Origin of the sequence: Ramlibacter algicola, assembly GCF_016641735.1 — a bacterium.
Lineage (GTDB): Bacteria > Pseudomonadota > Gammaproteobacteria > Burkholderiales > Burkholderiaceae_C > Ramlibacter > Ramlibacter algicola.
In genome coordinates, this window is record NZ_JAEDAO010000001.1 from 654,902 (window position 1) to 671,438 (window position 16,537).

Annotated in this window: 20 protein-coding genes and 2 tRNA genes; 8 read left to right on the forward strand and 14 right to left on the reverse strand. The window is 69.2% G+C overall.

Annotated elements, in window-relative coordinates; translation table 11 throughout:
- Positions 1-30 precede the first annotated feature (30 nt).
- From I8E28_RS03240 to I8E28_RS03255, 4 genes are all read left to right on the forward strand, one after another.
- Complete coding sequence (locus I8E28_RS03240; protein ID WP_200786400.1) at positions 31-735, forward strand: response regulator; 705 nt, start codon at positions 31-33, stop codon at positions 733-735.
- A gap of 41 nt (positions 736-776) precedes the next feature.
- Positions 777-852: transfer RNA gene (locus I8E28_RS03245), tRNA-Phe, on the forward strand.
- A 53-nt stretch (positions 853-905) separates the two neighbouring features.
- A tRNA-Gly gene (locus I8E28_RS03250) sits at positions 906-981 on the forward strand.
- Between the two features lie 72 nt (positions 982-1,053).
- On the forward strand, positions 1,054-1,446 hold the full coding sequence (locus I8E28_RS03255; RefSeq protein ID WP_200786401.1) for a nuclear transport factor 2 family protein: 393 nt from the start codon (positions 1,054-1,056) through the stop codon (positions 1,444-1,446).
- Positions 1,447-1,522: 76 nt separating this feature from the next.
- Here I8E28_RS03255 and I8E28_RS03260 read toward each other — a convergent pair whose 3' ends face one another.
- A complete protein-coding gene (locus I8E28_RS03260; protein ID WP_200786402.1) occupies positions 1,523-2,116 on the reverse strand; it encodes a porin family protein in 594 nt (197 codons plus the stop codon).
- A 272-nt stretch (positions 2,117-2,388) separates the two neighbouring features.
- Positions 2,389-2,931: a porin family protein gene (locus I8E28_RS03265; RefSeq protein ID WP_200786403.1), complete on the reverse strand. Its 543-nt coding sequence runs from the start codon at positions 2,929-2,931 to the stop codon at positions 2,389-2,391.
- A gap of 173 nt (positions 2,932-3,104) precedes the next feature.
- Between I8E28_RS03265 and I8E28_RS03270 the strand changes: the two genes are divergently transcribed.
- Complete coding sequence (locus I8E28_RS03270; RefSeq protein WP_200786404.1) at positions 3,105-3,806, forward strand: haloacid dehalogenase type II; 702 nt, start codon at positions 3,105-3,107, stop codon at positions 3,804-3,806.
- 81 nt (positions 3,807-3,887) lie between these two features.
- Positions 3,888-4,091, forward strand: coding sequence for a hypothetical protein (locus I8E28_RS03275; protein WP_200786405.1), 204 nt, complete (start codon positions 3,888-3,890; stop codon positions 4,089-4,091).
- Here the strand turns inward: I8E28_RS03275 and I8E28_RS03280 are convergent.
- Genes I8E28_RS03280 through gspG form a run of 10 tightly spaced genes read right to left on the reverse strand, consistent with a single transcriptional unit; the run spans position 4,088 to position 13,077 of the window.
- Positions 4,088-5,476: a GspE/PulE family protein gene (locus I8E28_RS03280; RefSeq protein WP_200786406.1), complete on the reverse strand. Its 1,389-nt coding sequence runs from the start codon at positions 5,474-5,476 to the stop codon at positions 4,088-4,090. The two genes, I8E28_RS03275 and I8E28_RS03280, sit on opposite strands and share 4 nt — an antisense overlap.
- Positions 5,477-5,480: 4 nt before the next feature.
- Entirely contained in the window at positions 5,481-7,637 is a 2,157-nt protein-coding gene (gspD, locus tag I8E28_RS03285; RefSeq protein WP_200786407.1) for a type II secretion system secretin GspD, read from the reverse strand.
- A 5-nt stretch (positions 7,638-7,642) separates the two neighbouring features.
- The gene (gene gspN, locus I8E28_RS03290) at positions 7,643-8,440 is read right to left on the reverse strand and encodes a type II secretion system protein N (RefSeq protein ID WP_200786408.1); all 798 of its coding nucleotides are present in this window, start codon (positions 8,438-8,440) and stop codon (positions 7,643-7,645) included.
- A gap of 16 nt (positions 8,441-8,456) precedes the next feature.
- Complete coding sequence (gene gspM, locus I8E28_RS03295; protein ID WP_239027173.1) at positions 8,457-8,930, reverse strand: type II secretion system protein GspM; 474 nt, start codon at positions 8,928-8,930, stop codon at positions 8,457-8,459.
- Between the two features lie 5 nt (positions 8,931-8,935).
- Positions 8,936-10,138: a type II secretion system protein GspL gene (gspL, locus tag I8E28_RS03300; protein ID WP_200786410.1), complete on the reverse strand. Its 1,203-nt coding sequence runs from the start codon at positions 10,136-10,138 to the stop codon at positions 8,936-8,938.
- Positions 10,139-10,178: 40 nt separating this feature from the next.
- Positions 10,179-11,138, reverse strand: a complete 960-nt coding sequence (gene gspK / locus I8E28_RS03305; RefSeq protein WP_200786411.1) for a type II secretion system minor pseudopilin GspK — start codon at positions 11,136-11,138, stop codon at positions 10,179-10,181.
- The gene (locus tag I8E28_RS03310; RefSeq protein ID WP_200786412.1) at positions 11,135-11,836 is read right to left on the reverse strand and encodes a PulJ/GspJ family protein; all 702 of its coding nucleotides are present in this window, start codon (positions 11,834-11,836) and stop codon (positions 11,135-11,137) included. The genes gspK and I8E28_RS03310 overlap by 4 nt, the downstream gene beginning before the upstream one ends.
- Positions 11,836-12,192 carry a type II secretion system minor pseudopilin GspI gene (gspI, locus tag I8E28_RS03315; protein ID WP_200786413.1) on the reverse strand — a complete coding sequence of 119 codons (357 nt, stop codon included), beginning with the start codon at positions 12,190-12,192 and terminating at the stop codon, positions 11,836-11,838. Before gspI ends, I8E28_RS03310 begins: the two co-directional genes overlap by 1 nt.
- Positions 12,189-12,623 (reverse strand): pilus assembly FimT family protein, encoded by a 435-nt coding sequence (locus I8E28_RS03320; protein ID WP_200786414.1) that lies wholly within the window; start codon positions 12,621-12,623, stop codon positions 12,189-12,191. The genes gspI and I8E28_RS03320 overlap by 4 nt, the downstream gene beginning before the upstream one ends.
- Positions 12,624-12,639: 16 nt before the next feature.
- Positions 12,640-13,077, reverse strand: a complete 438-nt coding sequence (gene gspG, locus I8E28_RS03325) for a type II secretion system major pseudopilin GspG (protein ID WP_200786415.1) — start codon at positions 13,075-13,077, stop codon at positions 12,640-12,642.
- A 39-nt stretch (positions 13,078-13,116) separates the two neighbouring features.
- Here gspG and I8E28_RS03330 point away from each other — a divergent pair, with 39 nt between their 5' ends.
- Positions 13,117-13,572, forward strand: a complete 456-nt coding sequence (locus I8E28_RS03330; RefSeq protein WP_200786416.1) for a type II secretion system protein N — start codon at positions 13,117-13,119, stop codon at positions 13,570-13,572.
- A gap of 4 nt (positions 13,573-13,576) precedes the next feature.
- Here I8E28_RS03330 and ilvA read toward each other — a convergent pair whose 3' ends face one another.
- Positions 13,577-15,121 carry a threonine ammonia-lyase, biosynthetic gene (gene ilvA / locus I8E28_RS03335; RefSeq protein WP_200786417.1) on the reverse strand — a complete coding sequence of 515 codons (1,545 nt, stop codon included), beginning with the start codon at positions 15,119-15,121 and terminating at the stop codon, positions 13,577-13,579.
- A 203-nt stretch (positions 15,122-15,324) separates the two neighbouring features.
- On the opposite strand from ilvA, the gene I8E28_RS03340 reads away from it, so the two are divergent.
- Positions 15,325-15,774: an OsmC family protein gene (locus tag I8E28_RS03340; RefSeq protein WP_200786418.1), complete on the forward strand. Its 450-nt coding sequence runs from the start codon at positions 15,325-15,327 to the stop codon at positions 15,772-15,774.
- 1 nt (position 15,775) lies between these two features.
- On the opposite strand, the gene coq7 is transcribed toward I8E28_RS03340, so the two are convergent.
- A complete protein-coding gene (gene coq7, locus I8E28_RS03345; RefSeq protein WP_200786419.1) occupies positions 15,776-16,393 on the reverse strand; it encodes a 2-polyprenyl-3-methyl-6-methoxy-1,4-benzoquinone monooxygenase in 618 nt (205 codons plus the stop codon).
- Positions 16,394-16,537: the final 144 nt, after the last annotated feature.

Below are 16,537 nucleotides of genomic sequence, written 5' to 3' on the forward strand. Positions count from 1 at the left end.
CAACACTGCGTCCGCCCAACCGAAGAACACATGGCAAACATCCTGGTCGTCGACGACGAACTCGGCATCCGCGACCTGCTGTCGGAAATCCTGAATGACGAGGGCCACAACGTCGAGTTGGCCAACAACGCCGCGCAGGCGCGAGCCGCGCGCGCGAAGTCGCGCCCCGACCTCGTGCTGCTGGACATCTGGATGCCCGACACGGACGGCGTGACGCTGCTCAAGGAATGGTCCAGCACCGGGATGCTCACGATGCCGGTGATCATGATGAGTGGCCACGCCACCATCGAGACCGCGGTGGAAGCAACCAAGATCGGCGCGCAGTCCTTCCTCGAGAAGCCGATCACGATGCAGAAGCTGCTCAAGGCCGTCGAGGCCGCGCTGCATCGCGACCAGGCCCCGCAGGGCGTGCGCAAGCCGGGTCCCGGCTACGTCACGTCGCCGCCGGTGCCGGTGCAGGAACTCACCGTCGAAGCCGCCATGACCGGCGGCCAGCAGATCCCGCCGCCGATGGACATCGGCCCGCAGGCGCGCCAGACTTTCGAGCTGGACAAGCCGCTGCGCGACGCGCGCGACGAATTCGAGAAGAGCTACTTCGAATTCCACCTCGCCAAGGAAGGCGGCTCGATGACGCGCGTGGCCGAGAAGACCGGCCTGGAACGCACGCACCTGTATCGCAAGCTCAAGCAACTCGGCGTCGACCTGTCGCGCGGCAAGCGATCTGCCGGCGGTTGAGGCGGGAGGCCCGAGGGCCTACGCTATAATTGCCGGCTCACGGCCCGGTAGCTCAGTTGGTAGAGCAGCGGATTGAAAATCCGCGTGTCGGTGGTTCGATTCCGCCCCAGGCCACCAGATTCAAGGGAAGCCCTTGATCGCAAGATCCGGGGCTTTTTCTTCGGGACTCCGCGGGAATAGCTCAGTTGGTAGAGCGCAACCTTGCCAAGGTTGAGGTCGAGAGTTCGAGACTCTTTTCCCGCTCCAGTGATTCGATGCCACGACGCCTTTGCGCCACGCACTGCGCGCACTAGGCTTGCACGATCGCCGGAGTCCACCATGCCAATCACCGTTGACGACCTGCAGGCATTCGCCGAGGCCTGGAACCGCCATGACGCCGATGCCCTCATGGAGTTCATGGCGCCGGACTGCGTGTTCGAAGCGTCAGCCGGGCCGGACGTTTGCGGGACCGCGGCCATCGGGCGAGAAGCCGTCCGGGCGGCCTTCTGCGCGGTCTGGGCAACCTTCCCTGATGCGCAATGGCGGTCGCCACGCCACTTCGTCTGCGGCGACCGCGGGGTGTCGGAGTGGACGTTCACCGGCACCCAGGCGGACGGCAGTTGGGTGGAGGTCAAGGGATGCGACGTGTTCACCTTCCGTGACGGCAAGATCGCGGTGAAGAACTCGTACCGGAAGAACCGCCCGCCGCTGCCTCCGCGCGCAGGCGCGTAGCGCCTTCCGTGAGGCCACCCACGCCAAAAGAAAAGCCCGCCGATGGCGGGCTTTTTCATGCGTGACGCGCTGCTGCTTAGAAGCGGAAGCCGACGCCGACCGTGAAGCCTTCGGCCTTCACGCCGTCCTTCTTGTAGTAGTGCATGTAATCGACGCCGACGTACGCGTTGGGCGTGAACTTCCAGTTCGCGCCGAGGCCGTACGAGAAGCCGCCGTCGCTGTCGGTGGCGCTGTCCGAGCTGAACAGGGCGCCGTTCACGGTGATGACTTCGCTGCCCTTGACGCGGGCGTGCGTGTAGCCCAGGCGGCCGAACAGTTCCACAGCGCCGAGGTCGGCCTTCGGCTTCAGGTACACGCCGTAGGCGTTCTGCACCTTCAGGTTGACCGTGCCCGTGGCCGTGGTGCCGCCGGCAGACTCGGTGAACGTCTGGCTGTCGTCGCCGGCGCCGAAGGCCAGCATGCCTTCCACGGCGAAATTCGGGTGGAAGTCGTAGCCCACGATGCCGCGAATCATGTTCGGCTTGACGCTCAGGCCCTCGCCGCTGAGCTTGAGCTGGGTGTAGCCGAGTTCACCGTACAGCGGGCTGGCAGCGGTGCGAGCCTGCGCTTGCGCGCCGCCGGCGATCAGGAGGGCGGCCGCTGCGGCCGCGAAGGCGATGCATTTCTTCATGTCTTTAATCCCCATCCAAAGTGTGTGAGAGCGACTCCTCTTGAGCCGCTGTCGAGTCTAGGGAGACGCACGGTAGCGAAGCAAGCGCTTCAGCCGGCGTTGGCGCAAATCCGTGTGGTCGGCGCGACGGTCCACGACCAATGGGTGAGGGGCGCGCCGAAATTTGGATGCCACCAAAGCAAACGCCCCAGCACCTCGCAGCCTGGGGCGTTGCCTTTTGGGCTATGCCATCAAAGAAGGCCAGCGGCGGGGGCCTTCGGACGTGGCGGAGATCAGAAGCGGTAGCCGACGCTGAGGGTCGGGCCCTCGGACGTCACGCCGTCCTTCTTCGTGTAGCGCATCCAGTCGGCGCCTGCATACCAGCGCGGGGCGAATGCGAAGTTCGCGCCGAGGCCGTACGAGAAGTCGTTGTCCTTGCCCGACTCCGTGCCGGTGGCGTCGGAGGCGCGGATGCGCACCTGCGTCCAGCCCAGCCGGCCGTACACCTCGAAGTTGCCGAAATTGGCCTTGGGCTTCAGGTAAATGCCGATGGCACTGCGTGGGTCGACGGTCGTGCCGAATTGAGTGTCCTTCTGCGTGCCGCCCGCAACCATCAGCTCACCTGCGAAACCCGGGTGAAAGTCGTAGCCGATGATGCCGCGCACGAAGCCGGTATCGAAATCCGGGCCGCCGTCAACCTTGAACTTCATCCAGGTGTAGCCGAGTTCGCCGTACAGCGGGCTGGTGCCGCTCGGGGCTCGAAAGCCGGTCTGCGCTTGGGCGGCGCCAGCGAGCAATAGGACAGCGGAGGCGATTAGGGCGATTGTCTTGGTCATCTGTGTCCCTTTGGGGTGAGAGAGTTCGACGGACGTTCGAATCGACTGACGGGTCGAGCTCAGTCTAGACAGCGGTTCGGCGCAGGGGCAAGCAACTTCACAAGTCGTTTACGAGACCGTCGGCTGCATGCGACTCGACCGGCAGCTGAAGCGCGTGCGCCTAAACTGCGCCGATGCTCGAGCCCACGCCCCAGGTCCTCGCGTTCGATGTCTTCGGCACCGTCGTCGACTGGCACGGGAGCATCGTGCGTGAAGTGCGCGCCGCGTATCCACAGGTGGACGCGGACGGCTTCGCGCTCGCCTGGCGTGAAGGCTATCGGCCCGCGATGGCGCGCGTGGCGCGAGGCGAACTCGGGTGGACGCGCATCGACGACCTGCATCGTTTGATCCTCGATGACATCGCGCCGCGCTTCGGCTTGGGCGACCTGGGCGAAGACGAGCGCGCGCACCTCAATCGCGTGTGGCATCGGCTGGATCCCTGGCCGGACGTCGTCGCCGCGCTGCACCGGCTGCGCACGCGCTTCACGCTGTGCACCCTGTCGAACGGCAACATCGGGCTGCTCGCCGACATGGCCAAGCGCGCAGGCTTGCCATGGGACTGCATCCTGTCGGCCGAAGTGTTCCGCGCGTACAAGCCCGACCCAGCCACCTATCTCGGCGTCGCTTCGACGTTCGACCTGCAGCCGTCGCGGGTGATGCTCGTGGCCGCCCACCACGACGACCTCGAGGGCGCGCGTGCGTGCGGCTTGCGCACGGCCTACATCGAGCGGCCGCTGGAGTTCGGCGCGGCGCGACCCAAGGATGTGTCGCCGCGTGCCGGCAACGACCTGCACTGCCGCGACTTCGCCGAGCTGGCGGACAAGCTCGGCGCCTGAGCTGCAGTGTCGGCGTGCACCGACAGGCAACCCCGCCGATCGCCGAACGCCGCGACCGGCACGCCATCGCAGGATGCCTGCATGTCTTCCCCTGAACCGATGTGGACGCCGGGCGACGCGGTGAAAGCGCACGACGTGCCGGCGCCCGAGTCGGTGCCGCCCGGCACGAACCCGGACCCGCAGCCCGGCGACGACAAGCCGAAGGCACCGCCTTCGGAAGGTGGCCGCACGCCGCCGCCCGTCGAGTTGCCGGGCCGGCCGCACGAGCCGGAGCGGGTGCGCTAGTCGCGCGTGACGCGCAACAGTTCCTCGCGCGAGGTGATGCCCTCGCGCACGAGGCGTTCGCCGTCGTCCCGCATCAGCGTCATGCCCGCGCGTTGCGCGGCTTCGCGCACCTCGGCTTCGGAGGCGCGGTTGTGGATCATGGCGCGGATCTCGTCGTTGACGACCATCAGCTCGAAGATGCCGGTGCGGCCCTGGTAGCCGGTGTGGCCGCACTCCTCGCAGCCCGGGCCGTGGCAGTGCGAGCACAGCTTGCGCACGAGCCGCTGTGCCTGCACGCCCAGCAGCGATGAGCTGAGCAGGAACGGCTCGACGCCCATGTCGGTCAGGCGCGTGACGGCACTGGCGGCGTCGTTGGTGTGCAGGGTCGCGAGCACCAGGTGGCCGGTGAGCGAGGCCTGGATCGCGATCTGCGCCGTTTCCTGGTCGCGGATCTCGCCGATCATGATGATGTCGGGGTCCTGCCGCAGGATGGCGCGCAGCGCCTTGGCGAAGTCCAGCTCGATGCGCTCGTTCACCTGCGTCTGCCCGATGCCCGGCAGCTCGTACTCGATCGGGTTCTCCACCGTCATGATGTTGCTGCTGCCCGCGTCCATGCGCGACAGCGCGGCATACAGCGTGGTGGTCTTGCCGGAACCGGTGGGGCCGGTCACGAGGATGATCCCGTGCGGCTGCGTGATCAGGCTCAGGAAGCGCTGCAGCGTGTCGCCGGTCATGCCCACCGACTCGAGGCTGAGCTTGTTCTCGCTCTTGTCCAGCAGGCGCAGCACGGCGCGCTCGCCATGCGCGCTCGGCAGCGTCGACACGCGCACGTCCACCGCCCGCGTGCCGATGCGCAGCGAGATGCGGCCGTCCTGCGGCAGGCGCTTCTCCGCGATATCCAGGTCAGCCATGATCTTCAAGCGCGAGATCAGTGCCGCGTGCAGGGCGCGATTGGGCTGCACCACTTCGCGCAGCCGCCCGTCGACCCGGAAGCGCACGGACGAATGCCGCTCATAGGGCTCGATGTGGATGTCGCTGGCGCCGTCGCGCGCGGCCTGCGTGAGCAGCGCGTTGAGCATGCGGATGATCGGCGCGTCGTCGCTGGTCTCCAGCAGGTCTTCCACCGCCGGCAGCTCCTGCATGATGCGCGACAGGTCGGCGTCGTTCTGCACTTCGCTCACGACGGTGGCGGCGTTGGACTCGCCTTGCGCATAGGCGGCGCTGATGCGCTGCGCGAGGGCCGGCGGGTCCAGCTGCTGCACGCTGCGAACCTGGAACTTGCGCAGCACTTCGCTCCACGCCGATGGCGCGGGCGCACCCGCATGCCAGAGCGTCACCGCCTCGCCGTCGTCCTCCAGCAGCAGCTGGTGCGTGCGGGCGTAGCCGTACGGAAGGGGATAGCGCATCGCGTCAGCGTCCCGGGGGCGAAAATTCCTGCGACGTCGGCGGCGCCTGCACCGGCGCCGGCGTCGTCGGCTGGGTGTGGACCGGCGCCACCGGCGCGGAGTTGATCGGCGTCAGGATGCTGGGCACGGGCTGCGCGCCTTCCTGCTTGAGCCGCATCAGGTCGTAGCGATCCAGCGAGAGCTCGTCGGCCTGGGCCGCATCGCGCAGCACCACCGGCCGCAGGAACACCATCAGGTTGCTCTTGTTGCGGCTGCGGGTCTCGGCCTTGAACAGGTTGCCGAGCAAGGGGACGTCGCCCAGGCCGGGCACCTTCTGCTGGTTGCCGGCGTACTCGTCCTGCAGCAGGCCACCGAGCATGATGATCGCGCCGTCGTCCACCAGCACGTTCGACTCGATCGACCGCTTGTTGGTGATCAGGCCCGTCGCCGAATTGACCGAGGTCTGGTCGACGTTGGACACCTCCTGGAAGATCTGCATCTTCACGGTGCCGTTCTCGCTGATCTGCGGGCGCACGCGCAGCGTGATGCCGACGTCGCGCCGCTCGATGGTCTGGAACGGGTTCACTGCGCCGTTGGTCGCGCCGGTGTTGGTGAACTGGCCGGTGACGAAGGGCACGTTCTGGCCGATGACGATGCGCGCTTCCTCGTTGTCCAGCGTCAGCAGGTTGGGCGTCGACAGCACGTTGCCGTCGGCGTTGGACTCCAGGAACCGGGCCAGCGCGCCGAGCACGTAGTTGCTCCCGATCTTGCGCACCTGGCCGATGTTGATGCCGGGCGAGGGCAGCGTCGGCGACGTGGCGCCGCCGGGCTGCGTGGCGAGCGAGATGATGTTCTGGCCGCCGATGGTGAAGTTGGTGCCCAGCACGCCGACGCGGCTGCTGTTGGTGTCGCCCAGGATCGTCTGCCACTGCACGCCGAACTCGGCGGCCTTGTTCGCGTTCACTTCGACGATCAAGCTTTCGACGAACACCTGCGCGCGGCGCTGGTCCAGCCGGTCGATGACGGCGCGCAGCTGGCGGTACTGCGGCTCGGGCGCAGTGATGATCAGCGAGTTGGTCGCCGGGTCGGCCTGGATTTGGCCGCCGGTCTGCACCTGCGCCGCCGGTTGCGCAGCCGCCGCGGCGAGGTTGGACATGCCGCCCGTGCCCGACGTCCCGCCCGCCGCGACGGGGACCGTGTTCTGCGCCGCCGTCTGGAAGCCGCCACCCGCCACGTTCGCGCCCGGCCCGACGTTCGAACCGGTCTGCGGAATTGCCGCGAGAGCGGCGCGCAGCGTGGTCGCCAGGCGCGTCGCCTCCGCGTGCTTCAGGTAGACCACGTAGATGTTGCCGGCCGCGTTCTGCGACGTGGGCTGGTCGATGCGCTCGACGAGCGTGCGCACGAGGTTCAGGCGGGCGGGGTTCGCCGCGCGCACGATCAGGCTGTTGCTGCGCGGTTCCGCGACCACCGTCGTGCGGAACGACGTGTCCGCCTGTCCCTGGCCTGCAACCGGCGTGACGGGGCCACCGCCGGTGTCGACCAGCCGTTGCACGACGGGCGCGATGTCCGACGCCAGCGCGTTCTTCAGCGGGATCATCTCGACGTCCGTGGCGTTGGACGTGTCGAGCGCGGAGATGATGCGGCCGATGCGCTGCAGGTTGTCCGCGTAGTCGGTGATCACGAGCGAGTTGGTGCCCGGGTTCACGTTGATCGTGTTGTTCGGCGAGATCAGCGGCCGCAGGATCGGCACCAGGTTGTTCGCGGTCTCGTAGTTGAGGCGGAAGATCTGCGTCACCAGCTGCGAGCCCGAAGGCGGCGAGCCGATCGACACCACGCCGCCCTGCAGCTTGGCGTCGGCTTCCGGCACCACCTTGAGCAGGCCGCCCGCGTCGACGACGGTGAAGCCGGACAGGCGAAGCGTCGCGACGAACTGGTCGAACGCGCGCTGCGGCGGCACCGGCCGCTCCGTGTTCAGCGTCATGGTGCCCTTCACCCGCGGGTCGACGACGATGTTGCGGCCGGTGATCGCCGCCATCGTGCGCGCGACAGCCTCGATCTCGGCGTTGGCGAAGTTCAGGGTCACCGGCGCGCGGGAGGCACGCTGGGCCTGCGCCTGCGCGGCTCCGGCCGCGCCGAGGGCGGCGGCGGCCAGCAGGGACAACAAGGCAGGTCGGAAGTTCATGTCGTTCAGCCTATCGTGATGATGGAGCGCGCGCCCTGGCGGCGGCCGATGATGTTCAGCAGGTTCCCGAGCGCCGCCTCGCGGTCCGGCGCCGCGCTGGCTTCACCGGCGAAGCGCAGGCGGCCGCCCACCCACTGGCCCGAACCGCGCAATTGCAGCGGGCCATCGAGCGTGGTCAGTTGCAGGCCGGGCGCGGCGCCGCCGGCGAGAGAGACGCGATAGCTGCCCATCGGGCGCACCGTGGCCAGCCGCGATGCGACGTCGGCGGCGGTCAGTTCGGCCTGGCCGTCCACCGACAGCCGGCCCGCGATCCATTCCAGCGCCAGGCCGCGCGTCTGCAGGGCCAGGTCGCCTTCGATCTGCATCGTGTTCCAGGGTGTGCCCAGTCCCGTGAGCAAGGCGGCAGGCCAGGTGCTGTGGCCGTCGGCCACCTGCACCCGCGTGCGGTTCCAGCCCCAGGTGACGCGCCCCTGCAGCGGCTGCGGCGTGCAGCACGGGGCAGCGAAGCGAACGTTGACACCGGCCCAGGCCGGTGCCAGATGCCATTCCACGCGACCCGGGAGCGACACCGCGTCACTGCTGCCCGCACCGCCCGTCAACACGAGTTGCGCCGTTCCATTCCAGACCGTGCCGCGCGGCTCGACGAGCTGCACCTGCCCCTGCGTCGACGCTTGCACGCGCGATGCGAGCCAGCGTGCGGGTGCGAACACCACCGTGGCCAGAACGACGCCACACGCGAGGCCTGCCGCTGCCCAGCGCCAGGGCGCGCGCGGAATCGACAGGGGACGCTGCAGGCGTGCCACGGTGCTCTTCTTCGCCTCAGCGCGCCGGCAGCGCCAGCACGAGGGTGCCGTCCCAGCCGCCCGAGGCGCCACGGGTCAGGCGCACGTCGGTCGGCAGCACGCGAGCGTTGACGCGGGCCTGGCCGAGCCAGCCCGCCAGCGCGTCCGGCGGAGTGCCGGTGAGCGTGATCGTCACCCGCTCGCCGGCGACGCTGATGCGCGCGCTGGTGCCCAGTCGCTGGCGCACCGATTCCTCGATCGCACGCAAGGCTTCGTCGGGGCCGAGCTTGGGTTGCGACTGCAGCGTTCGCACCTGCTGCTGCAGCCCGCGCATGCGGCCCAGTTGTTCGTCCAGCGCGCGGTGTTGCGGCTCGGCCGAACGCAGCACCGCGAGCGCCGGCGCCACTGCCAGCCACCAGAGAAGGGCGAGGACGACGAGTGCGACGGCGCCAGTGACGAGCGTGCGTTCGCGCGCGGCCATGCCTTGCCAGCGTGCGCGAAGGGTGGACATGGCGCTCATGGCTGGCCCTCCGGGCGCACGGTCAAGGCGTCGCCCTGCACGGTGGCGACGTAGCCCTGGCGCCGCAAGGCCTGGATGACCGGCTGCGCCTCCGCGTCACCCTTCACGAGGCCACGCACGCGCAGCTCGCCTGCGCTGTATTCGAGGCCTGCCGGTGACTTGCCGGCCGGCACGGCGCCCGCGAGCGCGCCGAGCATCGCTTCGAGGTCGCGGCCGGACAGCCCGCCGGCCGACTGGCGCAGCTGCGCGAGGTTGCGCTCCATCTGCAGCGGCGCGTTCTCGGTGTACGTGATCTGCGGGAACGACTGCTTGAGGATCGTGCGCTGCTCTTCCTGCTTGCCGGCAAGCGCGCTGCGCTCCTTCCACGCCCAGGCGTTGAGGCCCACCAGCTGCACGAGGACCAGGGCAACCGCGCCCCAGCGAGCGGGCCGCCACTGCGGCGAGCGCAGCAGGTCGGCCCAGCCGACGGACAACTTCTTCAGCGTGCGTGCGCGGCCCGTGGTCGCGAATTCGAGTTGGGCGAGGTCCCATTTCGTGCGCGTCGCGGCGCGCAGGCGGTCCGATTGCGGCAGCAGCTGCGGCTGGTGCTGCAGCACCTGTTCGGCCGCGCTGGCCACCGCGGGTTCTGCCAGCACTTGCGTGTCCTCGGGCAGCGTGGGCAGCAAGGGCAGCGAGGCCGCCGCGAGCGGCAGGACCAACACGCCGTCGAAGCTGGTGCACACCAGCTGCGGATCCTCCGGCGTGCCGACGGCATAGAGCGCCGGCGTGCCTTCGGGCGTGAATTCCGGAACGATGCGGTTGGCGGGCCGGCCGGCCGCCTCGAGGACCTGCAGCGCGTCGCGCAACCACGCACGCTCGCAGGCGGCGACCCAGCTCTTGCCCTCCGCGGCGGCGCCGGGTGCAAGCGCGAGGTGCAGGTCGGCGGGATCGTCCAGCAGGCGATCTTCCAGCAGCCCCTCGAGGATGGCGCGCAGGCGCGGCGTTCGCGGGCCGGTGCCGCGAGGCAGGTCGACCAGATGCCACGACAGCTTCGAGGCGGGCACGACGGCGATCACCTCGCTGCCGGTGCCGCTGGGCGCCGGCAGCAGCGAAGCCTGCACGGGTTGCGCAAACGCACCCCGGCCGTCGGCGAGCAACGCGTGGAATTCGGTGCTCGACGTGGCGTTCGAGCGCGGCAAAAGGACGATGAGCGAACTCATGGAATCGGGCATTGTAGGAAGCGCGAAACCCAACCGTGGGTCATCGGCTCGTCGCCGGAGTCGCCGTGCCGAGCTGCGGAAGCGTCCGTTCGCGCCAGAGCGTGCGCACCTGGCGGGGACCGTCGCGCTGCACCAGCGAGCGCTCCTCGACCACGAGCTGGTCCAGCCGCAGCCGGCCGCGCACCTCGAAGAACTGCGAGTTGACGCCCAGCAGGGCACCGCTCGGCAGCTTGGGGATCTTTCGCAGGATGTCGGTCCCGGTACGGAACGGGGTGGCCGAGCGCATGGCCACCAGCTCCTGCGCGTCGGCGAGCGTGAATGAGTCGATCACCGCATACAACACCTCGGGCGGGGCCGTGTTGATGTTGACCTGCGTGGTGCGTGGCAAGAGCGTCACGTAGGGTTGCAGCGCGCTGACCGTCGCTTGGGAGATGCCGAGCCACGTGAGCTGGTCGACCTTGCGCGGCGCGAGCGGCGCCTGCGGCGCCGACTGGTTGTCGGTCGCGATGTCGCTGGCGAAGCGCAGGTTCTCGGCGAGCCGGTTCAGGTCCGACTGCGGCAGGCCGAGCAGCGAGAACAGGCGCTGGAAGCTGCGCATCCCCGCCTCGTTGACGCTGCCCCCGACGACCAGATTGCCAAGGTTGAGCAAGGCCTGCTGGTCGCTGATGGTCCCCGAGAGGAACACGTTTTCGGCGTCGGTGCCCGTGATGTCGCCGCCCGACCGGTCGGCGGCCAGGAACGTGGACAGGCGTGCCTCCTCGAGCGGAACTGCCCAGGGCTCGGAGAGGTGGTCGATGGTGGTGCTGTCCTCGCCCAGGATCAGGCGCGCCCAGTCCAGCGCACCGGTCAGCACCCAGCCGGCCTGGATGCGGGTGCGCTCGGCGTCCTCGACCTCCGCGTTGCGCCACTGCTGCCACATGGCGGTCGCGGCGAACGTGGCGACCAGCGTCACCGTGAGCATCGCCACGAGCAGCGCGGCCCCGCGTTGGTTGCGTTTCATGACCTGCCTCCGCCACGCGTCGGGTTGACCCAGTCCCGCGTGAGGTCGCCGGTGATGGCTTGCTGCGAGGCCAGCGTGAGCACGATGCGAACGCCGTCCGGGATTGCGCCCTTCTTCAATCCGGCCTCGACGGGCGGGGTGGGGCCGGATCCCGGAGTGGCCGGGGGCGTGACCTGCGTCGCATCGCTCGATTGCGGGTTGGTCCACGCATCGCGCCGGAAGAAGAAGACCTGCCAGTCCGCGAGACCGGCGACGGCCACTTCACTCGCCGTCCCGGCCACGGAATTGCCGGCCGCCCAGTCGTCGGCGCGGCGCCAGGCCGCGTCGAGGTCGCCACGCGTGGTCACCGGGGGGGACGCCCACCGCGTCCAGCGTGAACCCTCCGGGCCCACGCGCCGCGCCCACCCGACCACGACGACGCCCGCGGTGCCCCCGCCCGGCGACGCACGGGTCAGGCGCAGCACGCGGCCGTTCCAGTCGATCGCGGTGGACTGCGGCAACTCCACCATCGCATCGAGGTCGGCGTTCCACTGGTCCATGCCGACCTGGAGCGCCTGCACCTGGTCCTGCCGCTGCTGCATGCCTTCGTGCGCGCGCACCATGCCGTCGAGCCCGCGCCAGCTGAGGACGGCGACAAGCGCCATCACGAACAGCGCCACGAGCAGTTCGACCAGCGTGAAGCCGCGAATGCGCCGCATCAGTACCGCCCCACGATGGTGGACACGCGCAGCACCGGGTTGGCGGCGTCGAAGACCTGGGCGTCGACGCGGCGGAAGTTCGGGTTCGGCGTCGGTGCGACGGTGAGCGCCACCACGAAGTCCTGCTGGCCCTGGCGGCAACCCAGGCGCTGCTCGCCCACCGGCGGCATCTGGCGCGCGAGCCGCACGCGCACGAGTTCGTTCTCGGCGCACAACTGCGCCAGCAGCACGTCGGACTGCCGTTGTGCGTTGTTCGCCAGCGATTGCGTAGCCTGCATGCCGGCCGCGAGCGCGATCGCGACGATCGCCAGCGCGACGAGGACCTCGATCAGCGTGAAGCCGCGGGCGCGCGTCATGGCTGTCCGTCGCTCGCGACCGCGAACGGCCGCAGGCCGTCGGTCTCCACGCGCAGCGTGCGCTCCGGTGCGGTCGTGGAGCCGAGCACGACGGCTTGCCGCGGGATCACCGGCTCGGGCCCGAGCAGGACCGGGCCGCCCTGGACCAGCACCGTCGTGTCGCTCAACCACTGCTCCGGCAAGGTGCCGGCGCGCGCACCCTGGAAGCGGAAGCCGCCTTCGGCCGGTTGCCAGATGATGGCCACGCCGGCCGTGCGCGACTGCGCGCGCGCCGACTCGAACAGCGCGGACAGGCGCTGCGCCTCGCGTTCGAGTTGCGATGCCGCCGTGTCGCGCAGCGCGAAGCTCACGCCGGCGGTGGCGAAGGCGATGATCGCCACCACCACCAGCAACTCGATCAGGGTGAAGCCGCGCTGTAGCGGCAGGCGCATCACGACGCGGGGATGCCTATTGCCAGGACCCGATATCGGCATTGCGGCCCTCGCCGCCCTGCTGGCCGTCGGCGCCGAGCGACATCACGTCGACCTCGCCCTTCACGCCGGGGCTGAGGTATTGGTACGGCCGGCCCCACGGGTCGTTCGGCAGCTTCTCGAGGTACGGCTTCCAGTTCGGCGGCACGGGCGCCGCGGCGGGGCGGGTGACGAGCGCCTGCAGTCCCTGTTCGGCCGTCGGATAGCGCTGGTTGTCCAACTTGTAGTACTTCAGCGCCGTCATGATGTTGTTGACGTCGGTGCGCGCCGCGGTCACGCGCGCATCGTCGGCGCGGTCCAGGACGTTGGGCACGATCAGCGCGGCCAGCACGCCGATGATCACCAGCACCACCATCAGTTCGATGAGCGTGAAGCCGCGTTGCATGCGCCGGCGTGTGGAATTGAAGAGTTGCATTGGGTGATTCATGCGAAATCGATCAATGATAATGGCCGCATGGCAACGACGAGGGACGCGAACTGGACCGTGCGAGCGGCGACGTTCGTGCTGTGGGCTGCGGCCGCCGCCAGCGCGGTGTACTGGGGCTTGAAAGTGGGTGGCAGTTCGCGCGCCTCTGCGGCCCCGCCCGTGGCGGTCCGGCAGCCGGCGCCCGACGCCGCGGCGATCGCGCGCTTGCTCGGCCAGGGCGCCGGAGGGGCGACGTCGGTTGCGGCGGCGCCTGCTGCGTCCCGCTACCAGCTGGTGGGCGTCGTGTCGGACGCCAGCCGCCACGGCGCAGCGCTCATCATCGTCGAAGGACGTCCCGCCAAGCCGTACCGCGTCGGCGCGGTGGTCGACGAAGGCATCGTGCTGCAGTCGGTGGCGCCGCGTCGTGCGGTGCTGGCCAAAGCGGATGGGGGCGCCGAAGTCGCGACGCTCGAGATGCCGGCGCCCGGCGCCGCGCAACGCTGAGCGCTCAGCTGCGCAGGAACAACCGGTACACGGGGTTGTTCGTCTCTTCCACGTACGGATAGCCGAGGGTGTCCAGGAACGACCGGAATGCCGCGTCGTCGGCGTGCGGCACCTGCATGCCCACCAGGATGCGCCCATAGTCCGCGCCCTGGTTGCGGTAGTGGAACAGCGAGATGTTCCAGCTGGGCCGCATGTGCGAGAGGAAGCGCAGCAACGCGCCCGGCCGCTCGGGAAACACGATGCGCAGCAGGCGCTCGTCGTGCGCCAGTGGCGAGTGGCCGCCGACCATGTGCCGTACGTGTTCCTTGGCCAGTTCGTCGTGCGTGAGGTCCAGGGCCTCGAAGCCGTGGCGGGTGAACGTCGATGCGATGCGTGACGACTCGCCCTTGCCGTGCGTCGTCAGGCCGACGAACACGTGCGCCTGCCTGGCGTCGCTGATGCGGTAGTTGAATTCGGTGACGTTGCGCGCCCCGCCGGGCAGGGTGCCCACCAGTTCGCAGAAGCGACGGAAGCTGCCGCGCTCCTCGGGGATGGTGACGGCGAACAGCGCCTCGCGTTCCTCGCCGACCTCGGCCCGTTCCGCGACGAAGCGCAGGCGGTCGAAGTTCATGTTCGCGCCGCACAGGATGGCGGCGTAGGTCTCGCCACGTGTCTTGTGCTGTGCGACGTACTGCTTGATCGCCGCCACGGCGAGCGCGCCCGCGGGTTCGACGATGCTGCGCGTGTCGGCGAAGACGTCCTTGATGGCCGCGCACACGGCGTCGGTGTCCACGGTGATGAAGTCGTCGACGAGCTCGCGTGCGACGCGGAACGTCTCCTCGCCGACCAGCTTGACCGCCGTGCCGTCCGAGAACAGGCCGACGTCGGCCAGCTGCACGCGCTTCTTCGCCCGCACCGATTGCAGCATCGCGTCGGAATCGGCCATCTGCACGCCGATCACCTTCACGTCGGGCCGCACGGCCTTGATGTAGTTGGCCACGCCCGAGATCAGGCCGCCGCCGCCGACGGCGACGAACACCGCATGCAGCGGCCCTTGCTGCTGCCGCAGGATCTCCATCGCGATGGTCCCCTGGCCTGCAATCACTTCGGGGTCGTCGAATGGATGGATGAACGTCAGTCCGGCCTGGTCGCGCAGTTCGACGGCGTGCGTGTACGCGTCCGAGTAGCTGTCGCCATGCAGGACGACCTCGCCGCCGAGCGCGCGAACCGCGTCGACCTTCACGTGCGGCGTGGTGACGGGCATCACGATGGTGGCGTGCGAGCCCAGCCGGTGGGCCGCCATCGCGACGCCCTGCGCGTGGTTGCCCGCGGACGCGCAGATCACGCCGCGCTGCAGCTCGTCGGCGGACAGGTGCGCCATCTTGTTGTAGGCGCCGCGCAATTTGAAGCTGAAGACGGGCTGCTGGTCCTCGCGCTTGAGCAGCACCTTGTTGTGCAGCCGGCGGCTGAGCGCCTTGGCGGGCTCCAGCGGCGACTCGATGGCGACGTCGTAGACCTTGGCCGTCAGGATCTTCTTGAGGTAATCGGCGGGCTTCAGCGACTTCGTCATCGTCGGGAAATCATAGGCGGCGCTCGCCGCACGGTCGCGCTCGCGCAGATGGAAAAAGGCCCCCGGTCCTTGCGGGCCGGAGGCCGAATCCACCAAACGAGAGGTGGAGGAGACAAGCGGGGCACAGCGTCGTCGCTATGCTTGCCGCCAGTATAACGCCTGCTTGTTGCAATGCAGCAAGCAGGACAGGAAAGGACCTTGCGATGGAATGCACCGTCAGCTGGACCGGCGCCGCCGGGACCCGCTCCGCCATGGGATTCGTGGCCGAAACGGGAAGTGGGCATGTGCTCACAATGGACGGCGCGGTGGACGAGGCGCGCCCCGAGAACGGCGGGCGCAACCAGGCGCCGCGGCCCATGGAAACGGTTCTCGCCGGCACCGGCGGCTGCACCGCCTACGACGTCGTGCTGATCCTCAAGCGCGGACGACACGCGGTCACCGGTTGCACCGTCAAGCTGGAAGCCGACCGGGCCGGCGAGGACCCGAAGGTCTTCACGAAGATCCACATGCACTTCACCGTGACCGGGAAGGGCGTTCCCGCGCCGGCGGTGGAGCGGGCCGTGGCGATGAGCCATGAAAAGTACTGCTCGGCCACGGCGATGCTGGCGCGCACGGCCGAGATCACGACCAGTTTCGAGGTGCGCGAAGCCTGAATCAGACGTAGTGCGCGGTCGTCGTCATCACCTTGGCGGCGGCGCGCATCAGCGACTTCACCACGCCGGGCAACTCAGCGCCTCCGCGAGCCAACGCGGCAGCTGCGTGCGACGCCTCGTCCGCCTTCATCTGGATGACGATCGCGCGCGACGTGCCGTCCGCTGCGGGCAGCCGCTCGAGGTGCCCATCCAGGTGGGCTTCCACCTGGCGTTCCGTCTCGACGACGAACCCCAGGCTGACCCGGTCTCCGAGCCGTCCGGCCACCAGCCCGAGCGCGAACGCGCCCGCGTACCAGACGGGATTGAGCAGCGAAGGGCGCGACTGCAGGTCGTCGAGCCGAACCCGTGTCCAGGCCAGGTGATCCGTCTCCTCGCGAGCGGCGTGTTCGAAGTGGCGGCGCAGCGCTTCGTCACGGGTCGCGGCGGCCTGCGCCGTGTATAGCGCCTGCGCGCAGATTTCGCCCACATGGTTGACGCGCATCAGGGCAGCCGATTCGCGGCGCTCCACGGGAGTGAGCACTTTCTCTGGCCCGGATGCCGCGGGCGCCGGGCGGGTGGCGCGGGCCGGTGCGAAAAGGGTGCGAAGCGCGCTGTCGGCGGCGCCGAGAAGACGGTCCATGCGTGGAGTGTAGGGAGCCGTCCTTCGATCGTGGGTCGGGGGCCGTCGCCATCGAAAAATGGCCTGTTGCGCAGGTTCCACTCATCCATTGGGCCATGTTGCCCTTGTGCAACGAATCGCTGCCTGCGCGCCTAAATACTTTGC

Bases quoted from the DNA above. Each gene is read 5' to 3' on its own strand.
- I8E28_RS03240 (WP_200786400.1), top strand. From the start codon at position 31: ATGGCAAACATCCTGGTCGTCGACGACGAACTCGGCATCCGCGACCTG.
- I8E28_RS03255 (WP_200786401.1), top strand. From the start codon at position 1,054: ATGCCAATCACCGTTGACGACCTGCAGGCATTCGCCGAGGCCTGGAAC.
- I8E28_RS03260 (WP_200786402.1), bottom strand. From the start codon at position 2,116: ATGAAGAAATGCATCGCCTTCGCGGCCGCAGCGGCCGCCCTCCTGATC.
- I8E28_RS03265 (WP_200786403.1), bottom strand. From the start codon at position 2,931: ATGACCAAGACAATCGCCCTAATCGCCTCCGCTGTCCTATTGCTCGCT.
- I8E28_RS03270 (WP_200786404.1), top strand. From the start codon at position 3,105: ATGCTCGAGCCCACGCCCCAGGTCCTCGCGTTCGATGTCTTCGGCACC.
- I8E28_RS03275 (WP_200786405.1), top strand. From the start codon at position 3,888: ATGTCTTCCCCTGAACCGATGTGGACGCCGGGCGACGCGGTGAAAGCG.
- I8E28_RS03280 (WP_200786406.1), bottom strand. From the start codon at position 5,476: ATGCGCTATCCCCTTCCGTACGGCTACGCCCGCACGCACCAGCTGCTG.
- gspD (WP_200786407.1), bottom strand. From the start codon at position 7,637: ATGAACTTCCGACCTGCCTTGTTGTCCCTGCTGGCCGCCGCCGCCCTC.
- gspM (WP_239027173.1), bottom strand. From the start codon at position 8,930: ATGTCCACCCTTCGCGCACGCTGGCAAGGCATGGCCGCGCGCGAACGC.
- gspL (WP_200786410.1), bottom strand. From the start codon at position 10,138: ATGAGTTCGCTCATCGTCCTTTTGCCGCGCTCGAACGCCACGTCGAGC.
- gspK (WP_200786411.1), bottom strand. From the start codon at position 11,138: ATGAAACGCAACCAACGCGGGGCCGCGCTGCTCGTGGCGATGCTCACG.
- I8E28_RS03310 (WP_200786412.1), bottom strand. From the start codon at position 11,836: ATGCGGCGCATTCGCGGCTTCACGCTGGTCGAACTGCTCGTGGCGCTG.
- gspI (WP_200786413.1), bottom strand. From the start codon at position 12,192: ATGACGCGCGCCCGCGGCTTCACGCTGATCGAGGTCCTCGTCGCGCTG.
- I8E28_RS03320 (WP_200786414.1), bottom strand. From the start codon at position 12,623: ATGCGCCTGCCGCTACAGCGCGGCTTCACCCTGATCGAGTTGCTGGTG.
- gspG (WP_200786415.1), bottom strand. From the start codon at position 13,077: ATGCAACTCTTCAATTCCACACGCCGGCGCATGCAACGCGGCTTCACG.
- I8E28_RS03330 (WP_200786416.1), top strand. From the start codon at position 13,117: ATGGCAACGACGAGGGACGCGAACTGGACCGTGCGAGCGGCGACGTTC.
- ilvA (WP_200786417.1), bottom strand. From the start codon at position 15,121: ATGACGAAGTCGCTGAAGCCCGCCGATTACCTCAAGAAGATCCTGACG.
- I8E28_RS03340 (WP_200786418.1), top strand. From the start codon at position 15,325: ATGGAATGCACCGTCAGCTGGACCGGCGCCGCCGGGACCCGCTCCGCC.
- coq7 (WP_200786419.1), bottom strand. From the start codon at position 16,393: ATGGACCGTCTTCTCGGCGCCGCCGACAGCGCGCTTCGCACCCTTTTC.